General features: G+C 60.9%; 7 protein-coding genes. 1 reads left to right on the top strand and 6 read right to left on the bottom strand.

From position 1 onward, the window contains the following. A partial coding sequence (locus HX846_RS09030; RefSeq protein WP_178965287.1) for an SH2 domain-containing protein occupies positions 1-293 on the top strand: 293 nt, incomplete at its 5' end. A 3-nt stretch (positions 294-296) separates the two neighbouring features. Here HX846_RS09030 and ispD read toward each other — a convergent pair. The 6 genes from ispD to tilS all read right to left on the bottom strand — a co-directional run bounded on the left by ispD (position 297) and on the right by tilS (position 6,975). Then, positions 297-1,007: a 2-C-methyl-D-erythritol 4-phosphate cytidylyltransferase gene (ispD, locus tag HX846_RS09025; protein WP_178965286.1), complete on the bottom strand. Its 711-nt coding sequence runs from the start codon at positions 1,005-1,007 to the stop codon at positions 297-299. After that, positions 1,004-1,282, bottom strand: a complete 279-nt coding sequence (gene ftsB / locus HX846_RS09020; protein WP_003219292.1) for a cell division protein FtsB — start codon at positions 1,280-1,282, stop codon at positions 1,004-1,006. The genes ispD and ftsB overlap by 4 nt, the downstream gene beginning before the upstream one ends. A gap of 171 nt (positions 1,283-1,453) precedes the next feature. Then, positions 1,454-2,743, bottom strand: a complete 1,290-nt coding sequence (gene eno / locus HX846_RS09015) for a phosphopyruvate hydratase (RefSeq protein WP_003219294.1) — start codon at positions 2,741-2,743, stop codon at positions 1,454-1,456. A 156-nt stretch (positions 2,744-2,899) separates the two neighbouring features. After that, complete coding sequence (gene kdsA, locus HX846_RS09010) at positions 2,900-3,745, bottom strand: 3-deoxy-8-phosphooctulonate synthase (protein WP_003219295.1); 846 nt, start codon at positions 3,743-3,745, stop codon at positions 2,900-2,902. Between the two features lie 5 nt (positions 3,746-3,750). Beyond that, on the bottom strand, positions 3,751-5,382 hold the full coding sequence (locus tag HX846_RS09005; protein WP_003219298.1) for a CTP synthase: 1,632 nt from the start codon (positions 5,380-5,382) through the stop codon (positions 3,751-3,753). A gap of 273 nt (positions 5,383-5,655) precedes the next feature. Beyond that, on the bottom strand, positions 5,656-6,975 hold the full coding sequence (gene tilS, locus HX846_RS09000) for a tRNA lysidine(34) synthetase TilS (RefSeq protein ID WP_178965285.1): 1,320 nt from the start codon (positions 6,973-6,975) through the stop codon (positions 5,656-5,658). Positions 6,976-7,039 lie beyond the last annotated feature (64 nt).

Raw genomic sequence — 7,039 nt, 5'->3', positions numbered from 1 at the left:
AACGCCCGGCGCAACCGGCGCCCGCCCCCTCCCAGCCCCAGGCCAGGACGCCACAGACGCTGCTGACCAAGCCAGGCCAGTTCATGCTGACACCGGCCACCGTCACGACACCGGCACACCTTCACTACCGTTCACGGCGAGGCGACGTACGCCATTTCAGGATCGATCAACAGGGCAGCCGATACGCCATCAGCGCGCCCGGTTGGGCCGTGGACGGCAAACCGTTCGACAGCATTCAGGCGCTGGTGGATGAGTTCAAGACCCCGGCCGGGGTTGAACAGATGACGGTGTGAGCGTCAGGAAGACTGGAAAGTCCGACGCTGGCGCAGCCATTCAAGGTCTTCCGGGCGCGTGACCTTGAGGTTGTCGGAACGGCCTTCGATCAGGCGAGGCGCATGCCCGGCCCATTCCATGGCCGAGGCTTCGTCGGTGATGACCACGTCCGAGACCAGGCTGTCGGCCAAGGCCCGGTGCAGCGCGCCAAGGTGGAACATCTGCGGGGTGTAGGCCTGCCAGATCGGCGTGCGCTCAACCGTTTCCAACACGCGCCCGTGCTTGTCGGCGCGCTTGAGGGTGTCCCGCGCCGGCACGGCCAGCAGCCCGCCCACGCTGTCGTCGGCCAGTTCAAAGAGCAACTTGTCCAGGTCATCGCGGCTGAGGTTCGGCCGGGCGGCGTCATGCACCAGCACCCAATCGTCATCGCTCGCGCCCTGGCCGTGCAGGTAAAGCAAGGCATTGAGGACCGAACCCGAGCGCTCTTCGCCGCCGTCAACGCGCACAATGCGTGGGTCGGTGGCGCAAGCCAGGGTCGGCCAGTAAGGGTCATCCATCGCAACGCTGACCACCAGCCCCTTGAGGCCCGGATGATCGAGGAAACAGCCAAGGCTGTGTTCGAGAATAGTGCGCCCACCCAATTGCAAGTACTGCTTGGGACGGTCCGCGGCCATACGGGCACCCACGCCCGCGGCAGGAATCACGGCCCAGAAGGCCGGTGACGAAATGCTCATTGGGCCAACTGGTAGAGGGTTTCGCCCTCCTTGACCATGCCCAACTCATGGCGAGCCCGCTCTTCAACGGTCTCCATGCCTTTTTTCAATTCAAGTACTTCGGCATCGAGCACGCGATTGCGCTCCAGCAACACCTCGTTTTCGGCGTGCTGTGCGGCAATTTGCTGGGTCAGTTCGGTGACCTGCGCCAAGCTGCCATTCCCCACCCAAAGGCGGTACTGCAGGCCAGCCAGCAGCAAGAGCAAGACGAGGAACAACCAATTGGGACTGCGCATCGAATATCGGGTATCCAGTGAAAAAAGACAGCCATGCAAAACTTTTGCAGCAACTGATAGCACGAAGCCTGGAATAACCAGGCTTGTGCTTGTTAGTCATGAGATTAGCGCCGAAATTCACGCTGCCGTGATTTTTCCGACGTAATCCGCTGACCTTTTACCATTTAACAATCAGCCGCGAAACTCGCTGCGACCGTTGTACTTGGCTTTGCCGCCCAGTTGCTCTTCGATACGCAGCAATTGGTTGTACTTGGAAACGCGATCGGAACGGCACAGGGAACCGGTCTTGATCTGCCCAGCCGAAGTGCCCACGGCCAGGTCGGCAATGGTCGAGTCTTCGGTTTCGCCGGAGCGGTGGGAGATCACGGCGGTGTAGCCCGCAGCCTTGGCCATCTGGATGGCTTCCAGGGTTTCGGTCAGGGTGCCGATCTGGTTGAACTTGATCAGGATCGAGTTGGCGATCTTTTTGTCGATGCCTTCTTTCAGGATCTTGGTGTTGGTCACGAACAGGTCGTCGCCCACCAGCTGGATCTTCTCGCCGATCTTGTCGGTCAACACTTTCCAGCCAGCCCAGTCGGACTCGTCCAGGCCGTCTTCGATCGAGATGATCGGGTAGCGCTCGGTCAGGCCCTTGAGGTAGTCAGCAAAACCTTCCGAGGTGAAGACGTGGCCTTCGCCGGACAGGTTGTACTTGCCGTCTTCGTAGAATTCGCTGGCCGCGCAGTCCAGGGCCAGGGTCACGTCGGTGCCCAGCTTGTAGCCAGCGTTGGCCACGGCTTCGGAGATCACTTTCAGTGCATCTTCGTTGGACGCCAGGTTCGGCGCGAAACCACCTTCGTCACCCACTGCAGTGCTCAGGCCACGGGCCTTCAGCACAGCCTTGAGGTGATGGAAAATCTCGGTGCCCATGCGCAGGCCTTCGGAGAAGGTCTTGGCGCCAACCGGCTGCACCATGAATTCCTGGATGTCGACGTTGTTATCAGCGTGCTCGCCACCGTTGATGATGTTCATCATCGGAACCGGCATCGAGTAGACACCCGGAGTGCCGTTCAGGTTGGCGATGTGGGCGTACAGCGGCAGGTCCTGGTCCTGTGCAGCGGCCTTGGCAGCGGCCAGGGACACGGCGAGGATGGCGTTGGCGCCCAGGCTGCCTTTGTTTTCGGTACCGTCGAGCTTGATCATCGCGTGATCGAGGGCTTTCTGGTCAAGTGGATCCTTGCCCAGCAGCAGGTCGCGGATCGGGCCATTGATGTTGGCCACCGCCTTGAGTACACCCTTGCCCAGGTAACGGCTCTTGTCGCCATCACGCAGTTCCAGTGCTTCGCGGGAACCTGTGGAAGCACCGGACGGCGCGCAGGCGCTGCCGATGATGCCGTTATCGAGAAGCACGTCGGCTTCGACGGTAGGGTTGCCACGGGAGTCGAGAACTTCACGACCTTTGATGTCGACGATTTTTGCCATTGTTGTAAACACTCCAAAGTTGACGAAAACGACGCAGCTGAAGGAAATCTTTTGACCGACCGCAAGGGTGGAACAACGGGCAGGCTTGCAGGCGACAAGGCTCAGGCCTGCGGGCCTGAGCGTAAAGCGAGGGAAAGTCTACCGGAGAAATGGCGCTTACGCGGTCTCTACCGTCGGAAAACTCTTGACCAGGTCGTCCAACTGCTTCAACTGGGCCAGGAATGGCTCCAGCTTGTCCAGGCGCAGGGCGCATGGGCCGTCGCACTTGGCGTTGTCCGGGTCCGGGTGGGCTTCCAGGAACAAACCTGCCAGGGACTGGCTGATGCCGGCCTTGGCCAGGTCCAGTACCTGGGCACGGCGCCCGCCAGCGGAATCGGCGCGACCACCGGGCATTTGCAGCGCGTGGGTCACGTCGAAGAACACTGGGTATTCGAACTGTTTCATGATGCCGAAACCGAGCATGTCCACCACGAGGTTGTTGTAGCCGAAACTCGAACCACGCTCGCAGAGGATCAACTGGTCGTTACCCGCTTCCACGCACTTGTTCAGGATATGTTTCATTTCCTGAGGCGCGAGGAACTGGGCTTTCTTGATATTGATCACAGCGCCGGTCTTGGCCATCGCGACCACGAGGTCGGTCTGGCGCGACAGGAAGGCCGGCAACTGGATGATGTCGCACACCTCGGCAACCACGGCAGCCTGCTCAGGCTCGTGGACGTCGGTGATGATCGGCACGCCGAAGGCTTGCTTGATGTCCTGGAAGATCCGCATGCCTTCTTCAAGGCCCGGGCCGCGATAGGAGGTCACGGACGAACGGTTGGCCTTGTCGAAGCTGGCCTTGAACACGTAGGGGATACCGAGTTTCTCGGTCACCTTCACGTACTCTTCACAGACCTGCATCGCCATGTCGCGGCTTTCCAGCACGTTCATGCCGCCGAACAGCACCATGGGCTTGTCGTTGGCAATCTCGATGTCGCCTACGCGAATGATCTTCTGGGCCATCAGGTTTACGCCTTCTTCTGATGTTGCGTCAGTGCTGCTTTAACGAAGCCGCTGAACAACGGGTGACCGTCGCGCGGGGTCGAGGTGAACTCCGGGTGGAACTGGCAAGCCACGAACCATGGATGATCCGGTGCTTCAACCACTTCAACCAGCGCGCCATCACCGGAACGACCGGAGATTTTCAGGCCGGCTTCCATGATTTTCGGCAGCAGGTTGTTGTTCACTTCGTAGCGGTGACGGTGACGCTCGACAATCACGTCCTTGCCGTAGCAATCGTGAACCAGGGACCCCGGCTCCAGCAGGCAATCCTGCGCGCCGAGGCGCATGGTGCCGCCCAGGTCGGAGGCTTCGGTACGGGTTTCGACGGCGCCGGTGGCATCTTCCCACTCGGTGATCAGGCCCACGACCGGATGGCCGCTGGTGCGATCGAACTCGGTGGAGTTGGCGTCTTTCCAGCCCATTACGTTACGGGCGAACTCGATGACCGCCACTTGCATGCCCAGGCAGATACCCAGGTACGGCACCTTGTTCTCACGAGCGTACTGGACGGCAGTGATCTTGCCTTCCACGCCACGCAGACCGAAGCCGCCCGGAACCAGGATGGCATCAACGCCTTCCAGCAGCGCGGTGCCCTGGTTCTCGATGTCTTCGGAGTCGATGTAGCGCAGGTTGACCTTGGTACGGTTGCTGATGCCCGCGTGGCTCATCGCTTCGATCAGCGACTTGTAGGCGTCCAGCAGTTCCATGTACTTGCCGACCATGGCGATGGTGACTTCATGCTCAGGGTTGAGCTTGGCGTCGACCACGGCTTCCCACTCGGACAGATCGGCGCCGCCACATTGCAGGCCGAAGCGCTCGACGACAAAATCATCCAGGCCCTGGGAATGCAGGATGCCCGGGATCTTGTAGATGGTGTCGGCGTCTTCCAGGGCGATTACCGCACGTTCTTCAACGTTGGTGAACTGGGCGATCTTGCGACGGGACGCGATGTCGATCGCGTGGTCGGAGCGGCACACCAGCACGTCCGGCTGCAGGCCGATGGAACGCAGTTCCTTGACCGAGTGCTGGGTAGGCTTGGTTTTGGTTTCGCCGGCGGTGGCGATGTACGGCACCAGCGTCAGGTGCATCAGCATCGCGCGCTTGGCGCCGACTTCGAAACGCAACTGGCGGATGGCTTCGAGGAACGGTTGGGATTCGATGTCACCCACGGTGCCACCGATCTCGACCATCGCCACGTCGGCATCGCCTGCACCCTTGATGATGCGGCGCTTGATTTCGTCGGTGATGTGCGGGATCACCTGGATGGTTGCACCCAGGTAGTCACCACGGCGCTCCTTGCGCAGCACGTGCTCGTAGACACGGCCGGTGGTGAAGTTGTTGTTCTGGGTCATGGTCGTGCGGATGAACCGCTCGTAGTGGCCCAGGTCCAGGTCGGTCTCGGCGCCGTCGTGGGTGACGAACACTTCACCGTGCTGGAACGGGCTCATGGTGCCCGGGTCAACGTTGATGTACGGGTCCAGCTTGAGCATGGTGACCTTAAGTCCCCGCGCCTCCAGGATGGCCGCCAATGAAGCGGAGGCAATGCCTTTCCCCAATGAAGAAACAACACCGCCCGTGACGAATATGTAGCGCGTCATGAAAAACCCTAGAAGTCTGCGTTAAAGCGGTCCGAGCCGCCGGGGAAAGCGAAGGAAGGCCGAAGCCCCCGATCACCTGCATTAATCACAGTGCACCTTTCAAAAAAACCGCCGCGTTGTGACAGACCAGCAATGAAACACCGGTACGTTGATCGCTACACATTTTTTGGAATCGCCCAGCAAAGACTGCTTGGTAATCGGCAACTGCTGCGATTCAGGCGAATCCACAGAAGTTGTATCAAGAAGGGAGCGTAGTCTACCGGAAAGGCTCTATCAGCTCAAACCTTGATCGCAGGTTGGTGGCATCCAATGTAATTGCCAGCCGGTACCGCCACCCGCCGCAAGCCCCGGCAGGTTGGCCACAGCCAGCAATTGCTGGCCCTGATACAGCAGCGGCAATCTGCCACGGATGAAACCTGGCACCGCACTTTCGTTAAGCAAGCGCTTCAGGTCGCGCCGGCCCCGGCCTGGCAATTCCATGATTTCACCGCCCTGGCGATAACGGATGCTCAGGGGGCCTTCGGGTGCACTGCCGCTGAAGCGCACTTGGCCGTTACCGGGTAACTGTAGTGGGTTTTGCGGGTGCGGCCAGCTCACCGATGCGTCAGAAAATTCCGACCAACTGGCAGGTAACCACCAGATAAGTCCACCACAACGGTGCAATTGACCGTCGGCCAGGCGCCACAGTGGCTGTGCATCGTGTTTGGCGTCGCGCAAGGTCGCCCAGCCGGTCCAGTGGTCGCTATCGGGCAAGCGTGTCAGCGGTGTCAGCCAGTGCCTAAGTGCGTTGCGCTGGCGGGCCTCGGAGAGCGCGGCAAGCGGTTCAAGGGTCAGCGAAGGCAATGCCAGCCAGGGAAACACCGGGTGCTGGCTGGCGGCCAGCAGGTCCATCTGCGCCAGTTCGTCGAGCAAGCCGTGGGCTTCGCTCAGATGTTCGGCGCAGCGGGCCATGGTGCTGACGGCTTGGGGCCAACGTTCGGTCAGGCGTGGGAAAACATGGTGGCGCAGGTAATTGCGGGAGAAACTCGGATCAGCGTTCGACGGGTCTTCGATCCAGGTCAATTGATGTTCACGGGCGTAGGCTTCAAGCTCGGCGCGAGACACATCCAGCAAGGGTCGCACCAGATAGCCATCTGCCAAAGGGCGCTGCGCGGGCATTGCCGCCAGGCCACGCACGCCAGCCCCACGCAACAGCCGAAACAGTAAGGTTTCTGCCTGATCGTCACGGTGCTGGCCCGTGACCAGCAACTCCCCCGCCCCGATGACCTCAGCAAACGCCTGATACCGCGCGTCACGGGCCGCGCGCTCCAGGCTTGCACCTTGTTGCACTTGCACGCGGATCACCCGCAAAGGCACGCCCAAGGCGTCGCACACGGACTGGCAATGGGCCGGCCACGCATCCGCCGCAGCCTGCAGCCCATGATGAACATGGATAGCGCTGAGTGGCGGGAGCTTGTCGATTTTGGCCCGCGTGGCCAGGAGGTGCAGCAGGACGGTGGAGTCGAGGCCGCCGGAGAAGGCGATGTGCCAGGCCGGGGCGTTGCGCCAGGGCGCGACGGCTTGCAGGAGCTTGGCGGTTAACGTGGGCTTCATAGCAAAGTACGCCATCAATCTGGAATGCGATAACCCAGCATACACAAAGCAAATGTGGGAGCGG

Source organism: Pseudomonas sp. K5002 (assembly GCF_013386655.1).
In the GTDB taxonomy this organism is placed as follows: domain Bacteria; phylum Pseudomonadota; class Gammaproteobacteria; order Pseudomonadales; family Pseudomonadaceae; genus Aquipseudomonas.
Note: the sequence above shows the minus strand (reverse complement) of the source record. Positions and strands in the feature narration are given on the sequence as shown.